At 34.5% G+C, this 19,205-nt stretch carries 20 protein-coding genes, 1 tRNA gene and 1 pseudogene; 12 read left to right on the forward strand and 10 right to left on the reverse strand.

The genetic code is table 11. The features are described 5' to 3' along the window. Positions 1–47 precede the first annotated feature (47 nt). From coaA to LWE_RS04600, 4 genes are all read left to right on the forward strand, one after another. Positions 48–968, forward strand: a complete 921-nt coding sequence (coaA, locus tag LWE_RS04585) for a type I pantothenate kinase (RefSeq protein ID WP_011701732.1) — start codon at positions 48–50, stop codon at positions 966–968. 118 nt (positions 969–1,086) lie between these two features. After that, the gene (locus LWE_RS04590; protein ID WP_011701733.1) at positions 1,087–1,809 is read left to right on the forward strand and encodes an ABC transporter ATP-binding protein; all 723 of its coding nucleotides are present in this window, start codon (positions 1,087–1,089) and stop codon (positions 1,807–1,809) included. Continuing rightward, positions 1,809–2,924, forward strand: coding sequence for an ABC transporter permease (locus LWE_RS04595; RefSeq protein ID WP_011701734.1), 1,116 nt, complete (start codon positions 1,809–1,811; stop codon positions 2,922–2,924). Before LWE_RS04590 ends, LWE_RS04595 begins: the two co-directional genes overlap by 1 nt. 19 nt (positions 2,925–2,943) lie before the next feature. After that, positions 2,944–3,600: a TetR/AcrR family transcriptional regulator gene (locus LWE_RS04600; RefSeq protein ID WP_011701735.1), complete on the forward strand. Its 657-nt coding sequence runs from the start codon at positions 2,944–2,946 to the stop codon at positions 3,598–3,600. Between the two features lie 37 nt (positions 3,601–3,637). Here LWE_RS04600 and ltaS read toward each other — a convergent pair whose 3' ends face one another. Then, positions 3,638–5,605 carry a lipoteichoic acid synthase LtaS gene (ltaS, locus tag LWE_RS04605; protein WP_011701736.1) on the reverse strand — a complete coding sequence of 656 codons (1,968 nt, stop codon included), beginning with the start codon at positions 5,603–5,605 and terminating at the stop codon, positions 3,638–3,640. Positions 5,606–5,863: 258 nt separating this feature from the next. Here ltaS and LWE_RS04610 point away from each other — a divergent pair, with 258 nt between their 5' ends. Both LWE_RS04610 and LWE_RS04615 read left to right on the forward strand, forming a co-directional pair. Continuing rightward, positions 5,864–6,487, forward strand: a complete 624-nt coding sequence (locus tag LWE_RS04610) for a DNA-3-methyladenine glycosylase (protein ID WP_011701737.1) — start codon at positions 5,864–5,866, stop codon at positions 6,485–6,487. A 108-nt stretch (positions 6,488–6,595) separates the two neighbouring features. Further along, the gene (locus tag LWE_RS04615; protein WP_011701738.1) at positions 6,596–7,264 is read left to right on the forward strand and encodes a class A sortase; all 669 of its coding nucleotides are present in this window, start codon (positions 6,596–6,598) and stop codon (positions 7,262–7,264) included. 40 nt (positions 7,265–7,304) lie between these two features. Here LWE_RS04615 and LWE_RS04620 read toward each other — a convergent pair whose 3' ends face one another. Then, positions 7,305–8,306: a DUF3829 domain-containing protein gene (locus LWE_RS04620; RefSeq protein ID WP_041176324.1), complete on the reverse strand. Its 1,002-nt coding sequence runs from the start codon at positions 8,304–8,306 to the stop codon at positions 7,305–7,307. Positions 8,307–8,355: 49 nt separating this feature from the next. Next, positions 8,356–8,865 carry a hypothetical protein gene (locus LWE_RS04625; protein WP_011701740.1) on the reverse strand — a complete coding sequence of 170 codons (510 nt, stop codon included), beginning with the start codon at positions 8,863–8,865 and terminating at the stop codon, positions 8,356–8,358. A gap of 215 nt (positions 8,866–9,080) precedes the next feature. Between LWE_RS04625 and LWE_RS04630 the strand changes: the two genes are divergently transcribed. Together LWE_RS04630 and lplA1 are read left to right on the forward strand one after the other, a co-directional pair. Next, positions 9,081–9,812, forward strand: coding sequence for an MBL fold metallo-hydrolase (locus tag LWE_RS04630; RefSeq protein WP_011701741.1), 732 nt, complete (start codon positions 9,081–9,083; stop codon positions 9,810–9,812). 23 nt (positions 9,813–9,835) lie between these two features. Beyond that, on the forward strand, positions 9,836–10,831 hold the full coding sequence (lplA1, locus tag LWE_RS04635) for a lipoate protein ligase LplA1 (RefSeq protein ID WP_011701742.1): 996 nt from the start codon (positions 9,836–9,838) through the stop codon (positions 10,829–10,831). A 37-nt stretch (positions 10,832–10,868) separates the two neighbouring features. Here the strand turns inward: lplA1 and LWE_RS04640 are convergent, their stop codons facing one another. Then, a complete protein-coding gene (locus LWE_RS04640) occupies positions 10,869–11,474 on the reverse strand; it encodes a TVP38/TMEM64 family protein (RefSeq protein WP_011701743.1) in 606 nt (201 codons plus the stop codon). A gap of 124 nt (positions 11,475–11,598) precedes the next feature. Further along, a pseudogene (gene gltA, locus LWE_RS04645) lies at positions 11,599–12,009 on the reverse strand (glycosyltransferase GltA); the annotation flags it as partial. 160 nt (positions 12,010–12,169) lie between these two features. On the opposite strand from gltA, the gene LWE_RS04650 reads away from it, so the two are divergent. The 4 genes from LWE_RS04650 to nfsA all read left to right on the forward strand — a co-directional run bounded on the left by LWE_RS04650 (position 12,170) and on the right by nfsA (position 14,759). Beyond that, positions 12,170–12,240, forward strand: a tRNA-Gly gene (locus LWE_RS04650). A gap of 103 nt (positions 12,241–12,343) precedes the next feature. Beyond that, entirely contained in the window at positions 12,344–13,477 is a 1,134-nt protein-coding gene (queG, locus tag LWE_RS04655; protein WP_011701744.1) for a tRNA epoxyqueuosine(34) reductase QueG, read from the forward strand. A 20-nt stretch (positions 13,478–13,497) separates the two neighbouring features. After that, complete coding sequence (trmL, locus tag LWE_RS04660) at positions 13,498–14,007, forward strand: tRNA (uridine(34)/cytosine(34)/5-carboxymethylaminomethyluridine(34)-2'-O)-methyltransferase TrmL (protein ID WP_011701745.1); 510 nt, start codon at positions 13,498–13,500, stop codon at positions 14,005–14,007. An 11-nt stretch (positions 14,008–14,018) separates the two neighbouring features. Further along, positions 14,019–14,759, forward strand: coding sequence for an oxygen-insensitive NADPH nitroreductase (gene nfsA / locus LWE_RS04665; protein ID WP_011701746.1), 741 nt, complete (start codon positions 14,019–14,021; stop codon positions 14,757–14,759). A 51-nt stretch (positions 14,760–14,810) separates the two neighbouring features. Here the strand turns inward: nfsA and LWE_RS04670 are convergent, their stop codons facing one another. From LWE_RS04670 to LWE_RS04690, 5 genes are all read right to left on the reverse strand, one after another. Beyond that, positions 14,811–14,972 (reverse strand): lmo0937 family membrane protein, encoded by a 162-nt coding sequence (locus tag LWE_RS04670; protein WP_003722759.1) that lies wholly within the window; start codon positions 14,970–14,972, stop codon positions 14,811–14,813. A gap of 84 nt (positions 14,973–15,056) precedes the next feature. Further along, positions 15,057–15,515, reverse strand: coding sequence for a low molecular weight protein-tyrosine-phosphatase (locus LWE_RS04675; protein ID WP_011701747.1), 459 nt, complete (start codon positions 15,513–15,515; stop codon positions 15,057–15,059). A gap of 12 nt (positions 15,516–15,527) precedes the next feature. Next, positions 15,528–16,274, reverse strand: a complete 747-nt coding sequence (locus LWE_RS04680) for an SMI1/KNR4 family protein (RefSeq protein ID WP_011701748.1) — start codon at positions 16,272–16,274, stop codon at positions 15,528–15,530. A 92-nt stretch (positions 16,275–16,366) separates the two neighbouring features. Continuing rightward, on the reverse strand, positions 16,367–17,338 hold the full coding sequence (locus LWE_RS04685) for a hypothetical protein (RefSeq protein ID WP_011701749.1): 972 nt from the start codon (positions 17,336–17,338) through the stop codon (positions 16,367–16,369). A gap of 11 nt (positions 17,339–17,349) precedes the next feature. After that, a complete protein-coding gene (locus LWE_RS04690; RefSeq protein WP_011701750.1) occupies positions 17,350–19,155 on the reverse strand; it encodes an HSP90 family protein in 1,806 nt (601 codons plus the stop codon). Positions 19,156–19,205: the final 50 nt, after the last annotated feature.

The following is a 19,205-nucleotide window of genomic DNA, read 5'->3' on the forward strand; positions in this document are numbered from 1 at the left end:
TAAAGCTGTTTACGTTTTCACGAATGAATAAAAGGATGGAACATTGAATGAATGATTACAACCACTACTTTCATTTCCCACGAGAAGAATGGCGCAAGCTGGAAGTGAGTAAGGACCAAATTTTAACTGCAGAGGAACTGGAAGAAATACGTGGTTTAAATGATCGTATTTCTTTACAAGACATCTCTGAAATTTATTTACCACTAATAAAACTAATTGCGATTCAATACCATGAAGCGATTTTTATTCATGGGGAAAAAATGGAATACTTAAAGAAAAAAGAATCACGTGCGCCGTTTATCATCGCCTTAGCTGGAAGTGTGGCTGTTGGGAAAAGTACGACAGCGCGTGTGTTCAAATTAATGCTCGATCGTTGGTTTTCCAAAACAAGGCAAGTGGAGCTTGTAACAACAGACGGTTTTTTATTTCCAAACAAAGTTTTAGAAGAGCGCGGTATTATGAACAAAAAAGGATTTCCCGAAAGTTATGATCGCGACCGTTTTGCTAAGTTTTTAACTGATTTAAAAACAAATAAAGAAGCTGTAGAAGTACCGCTATACTCGCATTTTACATATGATGTTTTAGATGAGACACGTATGATGCATAATCCGGATATCGTTATTATTGAAGGAATTAATGTACTTCAAGCCGACCAACACGAGAGTTTATTTCCAAGTGATTTTTTTGATTTCTCGGTTTATATGGATGCTGCTGAAGCTGACATTAAGAAATGGTATTTAGAAAGGTTCTTCATGCTTCGAGAAACCGCTTTTCAAGACAAAAGTTCTTATTTCCACCAATATACTAAAATTAATAAAAAAGAAGCAGAAACGTTTGCTCTAGGGGTTTGGGATACAATCAATGGAGTTAACTTAAAAGAAAATATTGAGAAAACAAAATATCGAGCAGATTTAGTCCTCCATAAAGGGACAGATCATCTTATTTCAGACATTTATTTACGAAAATAGCCGAATGCAGATAGAAGGAAACTTCTTGATGCGTTCGGTTTTTCCTTTACAACTAAAAAAAAACTGAGTACAATAGAAAGTGAGTAATCACTCATTTTTAAAAAAGGAGGTTAGGCCAATGTCAGAAATAGCGATTAATGTAAATCACTTAGATGTAAAAATTGGTAAGAAACAAATCTTATCAGATATGTCCCTTAACATAAAAAAAGGAGAAATATTTGGCTTAATAGGCCCATCAGGTGCTGGAAAAACAACCCTTGTCAAAACAATTATTGGTATGGAAAAAGCAACCAGTGGACAAACCGAAGTACTAGAAAAAGCAATGCCGAATTTATCAGTTATAAGTAAAATTGGTTATATGGCGCAATCAGATGCACTTTATACCGATTTGACTGCTAAAGAAAACCTTGATTTTTTTGCTTCTCTTTATTCTCTAAAAGGTACAGCGAAGAAAGATCGAATGAATTATGCTGCTAATCTTGTTAACTTACAACAAGACTTAACGAAAAAGGTGAGTAACTATTCGGGAGGAATGAAGCGTAGACTTTCTCTAGCTATTTCTGTACTTGCTGATCCAGACGTCCTGATTTTAGATGAGCCAACAGTCGGTATCGATCCAGAACTAAGAAAAACAATCTGGACAGAACTAAGAGAACTTAAAGCAAATGGTAAATGTATCCTTGTGACGACACACGTGATGGATGAAGCCGAAAAATGCGATAGACTTGCAATGATTAGAAATGGAAAAATAATCGCTGTAGGGACTCCTCTGGCGCTCTCAAGCAAAACCTCATCCGGCAAACTAGAAGATGCTTTTTTAGAGTTTGGAGGGGAGAACTAATGCGAATATTTGCTATCATCAAACGAATCGTGAATCAATTTCGTCGAGATAAACGGACACTGGCATTAATGTTTCTTGCACCACTGTTACTTATTACTTTACTAACGTATTTATTTGAAGGCGATACAGTGAAGCCAACTGTTGGCGTGAGCGGACTTTCGGATTCCATGGTAAAAGAACTCAAAAAAAATGACTTAACCTTAAAAAATTATTCTGAAATTACTAATATACCGGATAAAATGAAAGAGGCTAACCTCGATGCCTTTTTTAAACAAAATGGTGAAAAAATCGAAGTAACGTATGAAAATAGTGAACCAAGCTTGAGTAAAGAAATCAGCTTAAAACTACAAAAAACATTAATGACTGAAGCTGAGAAGCAAATACAAACTCAAGCAAAAGACACTGGACAAGCACTTGCAAAAGCTGGAATAGACCCAAGTACGATTCCATCACTCACAAAAAAGACGGAACAACTAACTATCTCAACAGATTACATTTATGGAGATAAAGATACCAGCTTTTTCGATACCATTAGCCCGATTTTCATTGGCTTTTTTGTATTTTTCTTTGTATTTTTAATCGCAGGAATTTCCTTCTTAAGAGAGAGAACGACAGGAACGCTTGAGCGACTGATGGCAACACCCATTAAACGAATAGAATTAGAACTCGGTTATTTGATTGGTTTTGGTATTTTTGCTTTGCTACAGTCGATTTTAGTAGCTGTATTTTCCATTCAAGTGCTTGGAATGATGCAAAATGGCTCGTTATTCTACGTATTACTTATTACTTTAACCCTTGGAATGGTTGCTCTGGCTCTTGGGATTTTACTTTCCACCTTTGCCAATAATGAATTTCAAATCGTGCAGTTTATTCCCATTGTTATTGTGCCTCAAGTTCTATTTTGTGGAATTTTTCCTCTAGATGGAATGGCAGACTGGCTCGTATGGGTTGCTCATATTATGCCTTTATACTACGGGGCAAACGCTTTAACTTCGATTATGGTAAAAGGAGAAGGATTCGCTTCCTTTGCAAGTGACTTTTATATTTTACTAGGATTTGTGTTCATATTCGTCGTATTAAATATTTTTGCATTAAAAAAATATCGAAAAGTTTAATTTGAAAGGAAGAGAAAAGATGGATACAGAAGGAGATATTTTAAGACAAGTTCTCGATTTAACAGAAAAAGATAATAAAATGAGCGATAAACAAAAACGTATCGTAGCAGCTTCCATAGAATTATTTGCAGAAAAGGGCTATGCTGGAACTTCAACAAATGAAATTGCTAAAAAAGCAGGTGTGGCGGAAGGAACGATTTTTAGACATTATAAAACAAAAAAAGATTTATTAATGGCTATTACAATGCCGACTTTAATCGGGGGAGTCATTCCATTTTTAGCTCAAAACTTTGTTAAAGAAGTTTTTGAAAGTGAATATCCAGACTTTCAATCATTTATCCGCGAAATTATCGTTAATCGTTTTGAGTTTGCTAAAGAAAACGGGAAAGTCATCAAGATTTATTTTATGGAGTTGTTTTATCACGATGAACTTAGAGTGCAGTTTTCCGAAATTTTTATGACACATGTAAAAGGACAATTTGACCAAATGATTGATTATTATAAAGAACGTGGTGAAATTGTTGATATGCCAAATAGTACAATTATGCGTGCGCTAATTACAAATATAGTAGGTTTTATGTTGACACGTTTTGTTGTTATGCCGGATGCGAACTGGGATGATGAAAAAGAAATCGATGATACCGTTACTTACATTATGCGCGGTCTTGGTAAATAAAAGAAGCGAGTCCAGAATTTTTCTGGACTCGCTTTGTTTATTTACTATCTGTTGTTGAATCAGTAGATTTTTTCTTGTTGTAATTGTATTTACTTGGATCTACTTTTTTAAAGCCATCAGGAGCATAGAAACGTAACAAGTCACCTTGTAATACGGAATCCGAAAGCTCTAATTCTTTGGATACTTTATCTTTTGTTTCTTTCATTTCTTTTGTTTCAGTAGCAATTGGTTCACCTGTGTGTTGATTATACATATTACCACCAATCATGGAATAATTAGGAGTTATATAATCGCCATTTCGGAATGGAACCAGTTGTTTATGATCCTTAGAAAGTAAATCTGTACCGAACTGCAAGTATTCTTTGTTATCAACACCAACCAAATGAAGTAATGTAGGAAGTAGGTCAACCTGACCACCATATTGCTCTTGCACGCCACCTTTAACTCCTGGCACATGAATCATTAAAGGAACACGTTGCGCTTGAGCATTTTCAAAAGTGTTATAATCTTTGCCAAGAATTTTTGTCATTGCTTCTTCATGGTTGTCAGAAATACCATAATGGTCCCCGTACATAATAATGACTGAGTTATCGTAAAGACCAGATTTCTTCAAGTAATCAACAAAACTTTTTACAGATTCGTCTAAATAACGAGCTGTTTGGAAATACGTATCTACAGATGAATCACCCGTTGTCGCCGGAGCAATAGAAGCGTCTTTCTCATCAATTGGGTAAGGGAAGTGATTCGTTAATGTAATAAATTTCGTATAGAAAGGTTGTTGTAATGACGATAGATATTCTTCAGACTCTTTAAAGAAAGGTTTATCTTTAAGTCCGTAGTTAGAAACATCAGATTCGTTCATATCATAATAACTAGCATCAAAGAAATGATCATAACCAAATTGTTTATAAATTTCATCACGATTCCAGAAGCTCTTATAGTTACCATGGAATACGGCACTAGTGTAGCCTTGTTGGCCTAAAATAGCAGATGCAGATTCATAAGTGTTTTGTCCTTTTGTAGTAAAGGCAGAACCTTGAGGCAAGCCGTAAAGCGAGTTCTCAAGTAACATCTCAGAGTCAGCTGTTTTACCTTGTCCTGTTTGGTGGAAGAAATTTGTAAAACTTAGTGTATTTTTATCTTTAAAGAAAGAATTAATAAACGGCGTTACTTCTTCTCCATTTAATTTATAATTCACTAAGAATTGTTGGAAACTTTCTAAATGAATATAAATTACGTTTTTACCTTTTGCCTTACCGAAATATTCCGGATTTGGCGCAGCATATTTTGATTTAGTGTAGTTAAGTACTTCTGTTACGTCGCTACTATCAGCAAGTGCACGCTGCGTTGAGGATTCTGTACTTTTTACTGCATCATAGATTTGATAATTAGTCATACCAAGATATTTTACAATATAATTTCTATCAAAAGTTCTTGTTAAAAGTTGCGGGCGATCGATTTCTGCAAGTCCTAAGTTAGCAAAGAACATCGCGATACCAAGTGTTAATACCCCAACTACTTTTCTTGCACGAATACGAGCGGTTTTATCAGGTTTAATAAAGCGGAAAGCTAAGAGTGCAATTAAAATTATAATATCCGCAAAGTAGATAATATCGTGCCAGCTGAGTAACGCTGTGATACTACTACCCATATCACCCATATTCTGCATTTGTTTTGCGTTTAGATTCGGAAGTGTAATGAAATCACTAAAGAATCTATAGTAAACAATATTTGCGTAAAGAATAAAACTCATCAAAAAGTCAATAACAATCATCCAGATAAACGAACGACGACCTTTAGCAAAAAGTGCGAGACCTAAAAAGAAAACAGCCCCACTTAATGGATTAATGAACAGCAAAATTTGCTGCATAAGATTTTCAATACCAAGTTTAAATTCAAGTTGATATGCAATATACGTTTTTAGCCAATAAAGAATGACGGCTAGAACAAAAAACCCATAATTTTTGCTTAAAAACGTTTGGATTTTTATTTTCCAATCCTTCATGAAACACCTCTCCTACACACTATTTACTCGTTTTATTTATAGTTTTAAAATGAAAAAAAGAAGCTGTATTATGCACAAAAGAACAATCCAATACAGCGCCCACTTTAACATAATTCTAACACAAGTTTAATAAAAGGCAAGTTAAAACCTATACGACTCAAGTATGAATTAACATAATATAGGCTAATATAACTAGCCAAAAAAGAACCATTCAAACGAAAAATCTGCTAGAATAAAAAGAAAACACTGAGGTATGAAATGAATTCAATTATTAAGGAACATTATTTCGAGCATAAATCCACGATAGAATTAGCGAGAGATATATTAGGTATGCGCTTAGTCCATCAAACGCAACATGTGAAACTTTCAGGATATATTGTAGAAACAGAAGCTTATCTTGGCGCGACTGATATTGCAGCTCATAGTTACCGCAATTTAAAAACGAAACGAACAGATATCATGTATCAACCAGCTGGTGCCATCTATATGTATCAAATGCACCGCCAAGTGTTACTCAATTTTATTACGATGAAAGAGGGAGTTCCAGAGGCTGTTTTAATACGTGCGATTGAACCAGATGAAGCTTCGATCCCTTACATGGAAATAAAACGTAATGGAAAAACAGGAAGTGAGCTTACCAATGGACCTGGTAAATTGACACAAGCTTTAGGATTAACCATTAAAGATTATGGGAAAACTCTTTTTAATAGTAATATCTGGTTAGAGGAAGCAAAAATCCCACATATAATAGAAGCAACTAATCGAATTGGTGTACCTAATAAGGGTATTGCAACTCATTATCCTCTAAGGTTCACAGTAAAAGGAAGTCGTTATATTTCTGGACAACGAAAAGGTCAGATTTTAACAGAAATATGGCAATAAATTTACATTTTTGTCACAGTTAAAGAAAAATCTTCGCTAGTAGTACTGATATTCTTTGCTTCAGATTAACTGCTACTATATAATGAAATAGTTACAAGGAGGAATTATATGTTAAAGAAAACAATAGCAATAATTATTTTAGTCATCGGTTTATTATTAATTTTTTCCCCATTCATCAAAAACGGAATCGTCAAGTACATGAGTGGTCATGAAACAATCGAACAATATAAAGCATCAGATATAAAGAAAAATAATGAAAAAAAAGCGACTTTTGATTTTGAAAGTGTGCAACTACCATCAATGACATCTGTTATTAAAGGAGCCGCAGACTATGATAAAGATGCGGTCGTTGGTTCCATCGCAGTGCCATCTGTGGACGTTAATTTATTAGTTTTCAAAGGAACCAATACAGCGAACTTACTTGCAGGAGCTACAACTATGCGACCTGACCAAGTAATGGGTAAAGGAAATTATCCACTTGCAGGGCACCATATGCGCAATGAATCAATGCTATTTGGTCCAATTATGAAAGTCAAAGAAGGCGACAAGATTTATTTAACCGACCTTGAAAATCTATATGAATACACAGTTACTGAAACGAAAACCATTAGTGAAACAGAAGTAAGTGTTATCGATGACACAAAAGATGCAAAAATCACTCTGATTACATGTGATAAGCCAACAGAAACAACGAAGCGTTTCGTCGCTGTAGGTGAACTAGATAAGACAGAGAAACTAACGAAAGAACTAGAGAATAAATATTTTCCTAGTAAATAAAAAAATCTCATAGCAGCAAATGCTGTGAGATTTTTTTTTATTATTTAAATGTAATGAAGAAATTATTGTATTGACTCACTAAATCATTGTAAGAAGCCATTAATTTTTCTGGCGTACCATCCGTATTTTCTGCAAAAGCAAGACTTGATTGAGGAACAGCTTCTTTATTTTTGATACGGTTTAGTAAATTAGATGCATCTGCTTTTGTTTCGGTAGCTTTTGTTAGCATCCCTGAGATACCATCTTCAGAAATATCTTCTTTTTTAAGTTGTTTTTCATCTTTACTAGCTTTTACCAATGCTTCATAAGATTTAGTAAAGGTATTGTATTCTGCTTCATAGGATGCTAAGTCCGTGTCTAATACGTTTGTTGAATTAATACCTTGACTTTCAAGATTAGTTATCAGTTTTTCCGTCTTAGTAATGAAATCATTTACAGTATAAACAGTGATTTCTCCGGCATCTTTCATCTCTTTTGCAGCGGCTTCTTGTTGTGAATCTATAATTTTATCCATTTTTTCATTAAAAGCTTTAATATCTTTGTTGGTAGTTTCACTAGATTTTAGTAATTCATTGTGAAGAGTTTCCCCTTTTTTGAAATCATCATCAACATAACCTTTAGAAGCATAATAAGTTTCTAACTCTTTAAATATTTTAGTATCATTTTCTAAATCTTTAACAAGTTTTTTAGCTTCACTGTCTACTGAAAGAGAAGAATTTTTCATATTATCATTAACCGCAGTAATAGCATTTTCTGTTTGGCTAACACTAGATAATGAGTAACTGTCATTACTAGATTTTTTGAATTTCCCATTTTCATCAGAATAGTTTTGGAAATAATTTGCTAGTGCAGCTGAATATTCCGAATTAATCGCATTACTTAATTCTACATATGCATTATACTTTTCTAACTTCTTACCTGAATATGCGCCACTTTTTTGTTCTTTTGTTGTTTCTTCTTTATCTGCTGATGCTTTATCTGCCGAAGCTTTATCATCACTACCACAAGCAGAGAGTAAACCAACTAACAGAATCGTACTCATTAAACATAAACTCCATTTTTTTAAATGTTTCAATTTTTTAACCATCCTTTTAAATAATATTCTTTCTGATTTTACTCAGTGTTTTCATAAGGTTTGTGTTATCGTAGAAGTATTTACTTTCACCAACGCTTTTTTTGCCTACTAATAAAATGTACTCATCTTCACCATTTGAAAAATCGAATTTTTCGCGGCCATAACGATCACGTTTGTTTAATAGTTCACTAACAATGCGAGAATGCTTTTTAATGCACAAGCTTCCAGATTCGAATGTTGTTTTTCTACCAACTTGTTCGTTTTCGTCTAGCTCAAGAATAAGTAACGCATTGTTCACTTCGTCAGCACCAATAATATAATCTTCGTTGTGAAAGCGAATTCTTTTAAAAGCAAGACGAATAATAAGCGAAACTATATCTTTCCTTGGGCTTTCAACTTGTGCAAGCCCAAAAACATATTGTTCCGGTTTATCGACATGTTCTTTTATTAAACCATCGATGACTTGTTGTTTGCGCAAGTATTCTTCCCCAAGATTTTTGGAAAGCTCCTTTACTTGATTTAACATATTTCAACTCCCTTTACCTATGATGTTCCTAGTTTATCACTTAATTAAGGAATATTTATAAAAAGGATAAAAGACTAATTTTAAGGCGATATTAGCTTCTTTTTACGAAATGTTTCCCTGTTTAGTGATGATATATTACTGGATAATTTCTCCTTTTATTCTAAATGTTGTATCATATATAGTATGAGATTTATTTTGAGAAAGGAAGTGCAGTAATGAAGCTTACCGTTTTTGGACATTGGGGCGGCTATCCAGTAGCGAACGAGGGGACGTCTAGTTATCTGTTAGAAGAAGATGGGTTTAAGTTATTAATTGATGTTGGAGCTAGTGCAGTTTCCATCATGCAAAATTACATTGATCCTGATGACATTGATGCGGCAATTATTTCTCATTACCATCCAGATCACGTAGCAGATGTAGGGATTTTGCAGCATATTCGTTTATTATCACAAAGAGAAGATAAACCACCAGTCTTACCTATTTATGGCCATAAAGAAGATGAGCGCGGCTATTCTTATTTAGAAATGGCAAATGTAACGAAGGCGATAGAATATAAAGCGGATGATACGCTTGAAATTGGTCCGTTTAAAATTACTTTCTTAAAGACGATTCATCCAGTACCTTGTTATGCGATGCGAATCGAAGCAGGTGAGAAGGTTTTCGTTTATACTGCTGATAGCGCTTATCAAGATAGTTTTATTCCTTTTGCTGATAAAGCGGATTTGTTAGTCACAGATACGAACTTTTTCCATGACCTAGCTGGAAAAACAAAGGTCCATATGGCAAGTACAGAAGTCGCAAAAATTGCCAAAGAAGCAAATGTGAAATCATTACTCCTTAGTCATTTACCAGAAGTTGGCGATTTAGAAGTGTTGAAGCAAGAAGCAGCAGCTATTTATACTGGAGAAATTGCGCTTGCATCAAAAGGATTTACCAAAACATTTTAATATAGAAGAAAAGGGGTAGGAGTATGTATTTTATAGATAATAATAATGAAAAAGATCCACGGATTAATTTGGCGGTAGAGGAATTTATTTTGACAGAGCTAGAGTTAGATGAGCCTGTGCTGCTTTTCTACATCAATAAGCCATCGATTATTATTGGCCGGAATCAAAATACAGTAGAAGAAATTGATACAGAATATGTCGAAAAAAATGATGTAATCGTTGTGCGGAGACTTTCCGGCGGTGGCGCGGTTTATCATGATGAAGGTAATTTGAATTTTAGTTTTATCACGGAGGACGACGGTGAATCTTTCCATAATTTCGCTAAATTTACACAGCCAATTGTAGAAGCGCTGAAACGTTTAGGAGTAAATGCGGAACTAAAAGGGCGAAATGATTTATTAATTGATGGTTTTAAAGTCTCTGGAAATGCCCAATTTGCAACAAAAGGAAAAATGTTTTCACATGGCACATTAATGTATGATTTGAACTTGGATAATGTCGCTGCATCGCTAAAACCACGTAAAGATAAAATTGAATCAAAAGGAATTAAGTCTGTTCGTAGTCGTGTAGCAAATATTTCTGATTTTATGGATCAAGAAATGACAACAGAGGAATTCCGTGATTTGTTATTACTATATATTTTTGATGTAGATAAAGTAGAAGATGTAAAAGAATATAAGTTAACTGACGCAGATTGGGAAAAAATCCATGAAATTTCTGCTAAGCGTTATGGGAACTGGGACTGGAATTACGGTAAATCGCCAAAATTCGATTTAACACGGACTAAACGTTTTCCAGTCGGAGCTGTCGATGTTCGCTTAAATGTTCAAAAAGGAATTATTACAGAGATTAAGATTTTCGGTGATTTCTTTGGAGTGAAAAATGTGGCAGATATTGAAGCGAAGTTAGTAAATACTACTTACAAACGTGAAGCTTTGGCGGAAGCTTTGAGTGATATTGAAGTAAAAGAATACTTTGGTAATATTACAAAAGACGAATTTTTAGATTTACTTTATTAAAAAAACGGAAAGCACGACTTACTTGTGCTTTCCGTTTTTATTTGAGATTTTTTCCTGACATCCAATGTTCTAGCCGTTTTCCGACAAACCATAAAATAACGACAGAAATAGCTAAGATGGCTAATTTGAGCGGTTGGTGAATTAAGTCTACAAAATCATAGCCAATATAGCTAATCGCAAACACTTTTATAAGTTTTCCACCTACAAGCGCTAAGATGAATTGGTACACTTTTATTTTAGAGAGACCTGCAACAATATTTACGGCTGATGATGGTGTAAAAGGCATCACAAGCAAAATAAAAATCGGACTAAAACCGTGTCTATCAATCCATTCCATTACTCGTTTAATTTGTTTATGACCAGAAATAAATCGTAAGAACCGAGTCTGGCCAAATTTCCGTGCTAATAAAAATACGCATAAACTACCCGCAATTGCTGCTGTCACTGAAATTAAAAATCCGCCGAATAGTCCATAAGCGTTTACATTTACAACAACAAAAACTATAAATGGTAAAAAAGGTAAAAACGCTTCAATAAATGGTAAGAAAAAAGCTAAAAGTGGACCTAAATTCCGGTACTCACTAAGCCAATACATCAAATTATCATAAGAAAAGAAATTCATCATATCCTGCCAAAATGTCATAAGCAAGCCTCCAGTAGTCTTTAAAAACATACTTTATTTTCTCATATAAAAATGATAAAGTGCTAATAAAACAGCTTGAATATAGTTAAAATCCTAGCAAATTAGCTAGGATTTTAAACCAATGTTATTTTTGTTCTGAGAAACCATTTTCTTCTTCAATAATATAAAGCGGACGATCTTTTACTTCATCATAAATTCGGCCAATATATTCACCAATTAATCCTAAAATAAAAAGAATTGTTCCTCCAAAAACAAGTTGTAAAATAATAATAGAAGTCCAACCAGTTAATGTGGTATCAGTAAAGAACCTTTGAATAAGCACTATAATTAAGTAAATAAAACCAATAAAAGCTGTTAAAACACCAAGATAGCTTGCGAGTTTTAAAGGTCGATAAGAAAAGGAAGTAATTCCATCTATAGACAATTTAATCATTTTTTTGAGCGGATATTTTGTTTCTCCAGCAGCACGTTCATCTCGTTCATAATGAAGAGCGGTCTGTTTAAAACCAAGCCAACTTACTTGGCCACGAACAAATTGAGTGAATCTAAAATATTTTATTTCGTTATTCTTGTTTACTTGATAGAAAAACATAGAATTTTATTTTTTATAAAAAAATTCCTGGAAAAGTCTTGTCAAAACTTACATAGAATGGTATTATATAAAAGTTGTTAAAACACTAAGAACTACTTACTATGCGGGTGTAGTTTAGTGGTAAAACTACAGCCTTCCAAGCTGTTGTCGTGGGTTCGATTCCCATCACCCGCTTTATATTTTTATAAATCCTGTTATCAACGCAGTGTTTCGACCTTTTTAAGCGAAGCATTGCGTTTATTTTATTGCCAAAAAATAAGAAGAGGAGGGCTTTTTTGTGAAACCAGAACCGAATTACACTTTATTGAAAAAAGAGTTAATTGCATATGCACATGAAATCGGGATACAAAAAATCGGTTTTACAACAGCAGATCCGTTTTTATTTTTAAAAGAAAGATTACTTGAGGCAGAAGCATTAGATCTTTTTACAGGATTTGAACATCCCATTATAAATGAACGCGTCTATCCTGAACTAATTTTCAAAGAACCTCAATCAATTATTGCGATCGCTCTTGCTTACCCATCTAAATTAAAAGAAGCGCCTGTAAGTAAAAAAGGGGCAAGACGTGGCGTATTTGCTAGGGCATCATGGGGGATTGATTATCATACCATCTTACGAGAAAAATTAGCGCTCCTTGAAACTTTTTTAAGCGAACGATTACCAGGCGTACGAATGAAATCGATGGTAGATACAGGCGAATTATCAGATGTTGCTGTAGCAGAACGAGCTGGTATTGGCTGGCGTGGGAAAAACACTTTGCTAATAACGCCAGAATACGGCTCATGGCTTTATTTAGGTGAGATGATAACCAATATACCTTTCGAACCTGATACACCTGCTAGCGACTTGTGTGGAAGCTGTAATCAATGTGTCAAAGCTTGCCCGACAGGTTCCTTGTTAGGTGAAGGGAAAATGAATCCGAAAATCTGTTTAAGTTATCTTACCCAAACAAAAGACTTTCTAGATGAAAAATATCGCGAAGTGTTGCATAATCGTTTGTATGGTTGTGACACTTGTCAAGTGGTCTGTCCGTATAATCGCGGACATGATTTTCATTTTCATGAGGAAATGGAGCCAAATCCTGAACTTGTTCGTCCAGAATTAAAGCCACTTCTACGTATTTCGAATCGCGCTTTTAAAGAGCAATTTGGTGATATGGCTGGTTCGTGGCGTGGGAAAAAACCAATCCAACGTAATGCGATTATTATTTTAGCTCGCTACAAAGATAAAACAGCAGTACCCGACTTAATCGACTGCTTACAAAACGATCCAAGACCAGTCATTCGAGGAACAGCAGGTTGGGCGTTACGTAAAATCGGCGGAGAAGCTGCAGAAGAAGCAGTTAGAGAGGCCCTTCAAACCGAACAAGACGAACAAGTTTTACAAGAATTAACAGCTATACCAAATTAATAGAAACCAGGTGAAAAGAAATGCCAAATCATATCGTACTATATCAACCAGAAATCCCTGCAAATACCGGAAATATCTCCAGAACTTGTGCTGGAACAGATACTTATTTACATTTAATTCGTCCACTTGGTTTTTCAACAGACGATAAAATGTTAAAACGTGCTGGACTGGACTACTGGGATAATGTCAAACTTTCTTATTACGATTCTCTAGATGAGTTTTTCGAGAAAAATGCAGGTGGGGAATTTTACTATATTACCAAATTTGGTCGCCATGTTTATAGTGACATTGATTATAGTGATCCAAATAAAGATTATTTCTTTGTTTTTGGGAAAGAAACGACGGGGTTACCAGATGAACTTTTACAAGAAAATGAAGAAAATTGTCTACGAATTCCGATGACAGATCATATTCGCTCGCTGAATCTATCTAATACTGCTGCAGTTTTAGCTTATGAAGCGTTACGTCAACAACAATTCGGCACACTATTACAACATCCAAATTATGATCGGAAGATTTTCCTAGACTAGGAGGAGTTAGAATGAATCAGGCTATTGATGCCATTTTAGGGCATTATTCTGTAAGGAAATTTGAAGATAAATCTCTAACGGAAGAAGAATTATCTTTACTTATTAAAAGTGCACAGGCGGCTTCTACGTCAAGTTTTGTTCAAGCATACTCGATTATAGGCATCACTGACAAAGAAGTGCGCAAACAAATCTCTTTAGTTGCAGGAAATCAACCATATACTGTACAAACAGGTCAATTATTTATATTTGTAGCTGACTTAGCTAGACATCATGCTATCTTAGAAGAGTTCCAAGTAGATACAGAAGCATTAGAAACCTCAGAAAAATGGCTGGTTTCAGTAATTGATGCTGCACTTGCCGCACAAAATATGGCCATCGCAGCAGAATCATTAGGTTTTGGAATTTGTTACATTGGCGGAATTCGCAATAATGTCGAACAAATCTCAAAAATTCTGGATTTGCCACCTTATACTATGCCGCTCTTTGGCTTAACAGTAGGGCATCCTGTAGTAGACAAAGAAAAAGCCAAACCAAGGTTACCCCAAAGTTTGGTATATCACGAAAATACTTACCAAAAAACCAACCCAACGATTCTAGCCGATTATGATGAGCAAATAAAAATGTATTATAACGAGAGAACAGCAGGCAAACGAATAGAAGGTTGGTCAGAACAAATGGCACGCGGATTAGGACAAAAAAATCGTCTAGACTTAAAAGCATTTTTAGAAAAGCAACATTTAAATCAAAAATAAAAAGAACGGTTACGCGCATTCATTAAAAGCGCGCAACCGTTCTTTTTTTAGTTATTTACGTTTATTCCTAGCCATTTGAATTAAGTTCCAAATAACGAGTATCAAAACGATTACTAGCAAGATATTAATTAATCCACCCGCAATATGAAAAATAATTCCAAGTAACCAAACTGCTAATAAAACAACGATAATTCCCCAAATAATTCCTAACATATTAAAACCTCTTTCTGTGCTTTTGATTGTACTGTTATATATTCCCGTGAGGCTCTTCTTTAAACATATTAAGAATAAAAAAGACTATTTTTTTGTAATGAAAGCTAAAAGAGCCTTCACTCCTTCAGTCACCATACGCTCCGTTTCATCGAAATCACCAGTATAATAAGGATCCGGAATGTCTTTGTTTTCTTGACCCGAGACAAAGGACATAAGCGAACGGATAATTACATCGGGATTATTGTTGATGGCATTTAAATCAGCTAAATTATTTTGATCCATCCCAATAATATAGTCGGCTTCTTCAAAATCCTTATCAGATACTTTCCGGGCGCGCATTGTTTGATAATCAATACCATGCTTTTTTAGCACTTCTCTTGTACCGCGATGAGGAGGTTTTCCTAAATTCCATGTTCCCGTCGCTGCAGAATCAATCTCTATTTCATCCGTTAATAAAGCTTCAGCAACTTCTTTTCGAAAAAGTCCTTCTGCCATTGGAGAACGACAAATATTTCCTAAACATACAAAAACTACTTTTACCAATTGAATTCCTCCTTATTGCCATTCTTTAAATAATTCCTTAGAAGCTTTTTTATTTATTCCATCACTATTTTTAAGAAGTGAAAAAATCTTCTCTACAAGGTCAGGTACAAGTTTTCTACGGAAATAAAGTAATTGATTTTCAAATAAACTATAAACAACCAAATTATAAGGGATTTCATTTTTTTCAAGCAAACCAATAAGCTTTTCTAAATACCATTTTTTATCTGGATAATCTTCTAATAGTTCTAGTAGCTTTTTGGTTTTCTGAACATTACTCGAAGCAAGAATCTGCTCTAATTTTTTTGTTGGGAATTGTTCTGCGTAATCTGCTGGAAAAGGGCTAAAGTATAATAAACCTAAAAACTCAGCCATATTTTTCGCAACGACAAGCGTTTGTAATGTTTCAAAATCAACATATATAATGCTTGGTTCTGACAGATTATCCGTATAAGAAAAGCCAAGATAACGTGATTCATCTCGGTGAAAAAAAACTTGTTTTCCTGCCAACTCAACTTCTTTTTGTTCAGGAATGTCTGTTAGTAATTCATCTAAACTAGCCAAATAATAAATTTCTCCAAAATCAAGTCCGTAAGATGTTGGCTCAGAAGTTGGAAAATGATTTTTTCGAATCAGTCCACCATTTTGTATTAATAGTAATCGTTTATACTCAGTTGGCAAAATGAAACCAATCGCAAGTTCTTTTTCCTGAATCGCAAGTTCAGTCGCCGCCTTATTCTGATTTTCTACCCAAATTGTCATCAGCTTCAACTCCTCCCTATATTATCCTAAAAAATGCGTAATAGCGCAAATAAAAGAACATAACTAGAAATTATTCTAGCTATGCTCCAAAGTTATTTATTCAAAAGATCTTGATAATAATTATTTCCATTACGAGCGTCAAACTTCGCGGTTAAAGCTTTTGTCATTTCAATTAAATCAGCTTCTTTTTCCCGGTCGAAAAGGGGATAGGCTGCTTGTAAGAATATAAGACGGTCTAAACCATTCTTGGCTTGAAGAACGATTTCTAGATTGGTATTAATGACTTCTCGTGCTTTCTCCGTTTGATTAGTAAGAACTAAATATTTCAGTAATTGACCAAGCGGCGTAAGTAAGGAACTTTGTTTTTCAACAAGAGGATAACCTTTATCAAAACATTCTTGCGCCATTTTTTCATTACCCAGTGTTAAATAAGCAAGCGCCATATCTCCGTATGTGAAATGTGGGACCTTTGCACAAAGCTGTTTCCCTTCAATAATCGGTTTTGCTGTTTTCTCGGCTGTTTCATAATCTTGAATAAAGCAAAAATAATGAACTTGAACACTTGTTTCGCAAGCAGGGCAATCATTTAAATAATCTCCTTTTGTTGTACTCCACTTTTCAAATAGTTCTTTTGCTTTCTCTACATCCCCCATACTCATTGCAGCGAGCGTGCATACTTTATAATAAGGTCGAAGGGAATAATTTTGTTGTTCAAACTTTTCTTTCATATCATTCAACAGTCCGTCGATTTGTGCTTTTGATACCTCGTCAAATGTTGGAACATAGTAACATATCCATTTATATTGCCAAAAAAGGTTATCAGTGTCAATATAGTAGTCACTATCTACATCTTCCCATTTCTTGATTAACCAGCTAAAAGCTTGTAGTTGCTTCTTCGGTAAACCCACCGTTAGGCACGTATCAATCAACATTTCGCGCGCTTCAATACCATCTTCAATATTATTATATAAATCTGCACCAGCAATAATTCGTTCTAATACTTTTACTTTTTCAGGCGTATCATCCATTCCCCATACTGATTCTAAATCATTTAAATAATCCATTTTTCATCCTCCTATAGCATTTCTAAGATTCTTAGCATATTTTGATTCATTAACTGCATTTCTTTACGTTTTAGTGGATAATGTCCTAAAAGCAAGGCTTGAATATATAGAACATTTACAATTACAGATAATTCGTCAATAGATTTATCCGAAGTGAACAGTTTTTTTATCAACTCGTTATCTAAATTTAAATATAAATGAGCAATCGGGGCAGGTTCTTGTTCTTTTTGAATACTCTCTAAAATATCACTAAAAACAGAACTAGTTTCTTCTACCGCACGTTCTAAATCACGCGATGCTTGTGTTGCAACAGAATGAATGAAAATAATTGGTAAATCGGTCGGTTCAAAGTGTTTAATCATCACATCAGCATCAAATTCAGCCATCATCATATTCATTTCTGCCAAAATAGAGCCATAAGATTTTTCTTCTTCAGCAGTCATTGGGAGCAATTTATCGGTCATTTCTTCTGGTTGAATTAAAATGAATTTAGTCCCTTCCACCAAGGAGGTTAACTGGCCTAAAATAGGTGCATCATAGGAATAACCACCATTAATAAGCGTCATGCCACTAGATCTCGCAATATCAGTTATTTGTCTAAAATCATCCACAGAGAAAGTATAATAAATGACTTCATTTTCTTTGATTATGTCGCCTAGTTTTTCTTCACCATTTAGTGTTCGAAACGGAAGATAAGAATAAATTAATTTTAAAAATGGCATATCTTCACTTGCCAGCGCTTTAAAACCAAGATAATGTTTTGCTAGTAATTTTGTAAGAGCCTCTTCAGAAAGGGTTTCAATCCCTTTTTTCAGCGCTTCTCCAAGCTCTTTCGCAACAGTTGTTAATCGCTCATTTTTATAAAAAGCTTCACGCGAGGCAACTGGTTGCAGTTCATCTGTCCAGAGTACGCATTTAGCAAAGAAAGACCAATCAGGCAAAATATTATTTGCTTCATTTGTGACATACATATTATTTAAAAATACGGTATGTTTACGAATAGCACTCATTTGAACCGCATGAGGAATCATGTACGCAATTCCGAACGTTCTTCCAGATTCATTCGCAATTAAAAAATAATCTTGAAATTGAGTTCCAAGGATATATTCACCGTACTTAATAATTTCCTCTTTCGGAAGGCTAAACAAAGTATCTTTATCAGAAAATTGTTTGGTCCAGCTATTAATATTTTCTTCTAAACCATTCATTTCTACTATTATATTGTTTTCTAACGATGATCCATATTTTTTCAACGTGTTAATCAAATCTTCTACATTCTCGCATTCGGGATGTTCTTCCAGCCCATTTCGTAAGCGTAAATAAACCTGTGTGCCAGAGGGGCGTGTTTCGGTCTCAATTTTACGTACAGAATAAGTACCATCTGCTTTCCCACGCCACTCAGTTGTTGCACTAGTTTTTTGCGAAGTAGAAATCATCACAATCTCATCACTCACAATAAAACAAGATAGTAGCCCAATGCCAAATCGACCAATAAAATCATTTGTATCTTGACCTTCAAAGCTTTTTTCGCCTTTCGATGAATTAGCGATAGTGGCAAGAAAATCATGGACTTCTTCTTCCGTTAAACCGATTCCATTATCTTCTAAAATTAATGTTTTTTTACCTATTTGACCAGTTAAAGAAACATGAATTTGTCCATTTAAAGCGGGTTCTATCTTTTTCCTTGCACGAATCGCATCTGTCGCATTTTGCAATAATTCGCGAATATAAACATCTTTTTCGTCATAAAGGTGATTTGAAAGAATATCAATCATACCTGCTAAATTCACCTGAAAACGATGGGGTTGATTTTTCATCGTTTATCCTCCTAGTTGTATAAATCTACTTTTTATTCTATCATAAAAGA

This window comes from Listeria welshimeri serovar 6b str. SLCC5334, from assembly GCF_000060285.1.
Lineage (GTDB): Bacteria > Bacillota > Bacilli > Lactobacillales > Listeriaceae > Listeria > Listeria welshimeri.